Below are 558 nucleotides of genomic sequence, written 5' to 3' on the forward strand. Positions count from 1 at the left end.
GGTCTCATCTCAAAGCTGGGAAACATTGGATGGGAATGGTGAAAAACAGACGAAACAATGGAGGGTATTACTGGGTGGATGCGTTTGCATCGCCAATCAAATACACCGGTGAAATTGTTGAATACCAATCTGTCCGTTTTAAACCAGAACGTATTTATGTCAAACGCGCAGAGAAAGCTTACGCGAAACTGCGAAATGATAAAAAACCGCTTCAACTTTACCTACCTCGAACACGTCTTTGGATGAGAGCTGCCTTTTTCCTTTTTATTTCGAACTTTTTGGGCTTGTTACTTCTAGAGATGAATCAATCACCAATGGTGGCTTTCAGCGCAGCAGCGTTACTTTCGGCATTATCCATTTACATGTTGACCAGACCAATTGAGAAGCTGGCTAAACAAGCAAGGCAGGATTTCAATAACCCGTTGATGGAATACATATACTGCGGGAAAGTGAATGATCTTGCAGAAATCGAACTGGCTATGAAAATGAGGAAGCAGTTCGCGAACGCCTTGTTAGGCAGAGTAGGAGTTTCAGTAAAAGATTCCTGTGAAGAGACGA

The 558-nt window shown here is 42.7% G+C and carries 1 protein-coding gene; it reads left to right on the plus strand.

All coding sequences use genetic code 11. The features are described 5' to 3' along the window. Positions 1–558, plus strand: a 558-nt coding sequence (locus R7P74_RS28395) for a PAS domain-containing protein (RefSeq protein WP_318124029.1), incomplete at both ends; no start/stop codon positions are given.

It is taken from the genome of Vibrio sp. 2033 (assembly GCF_033339735.1).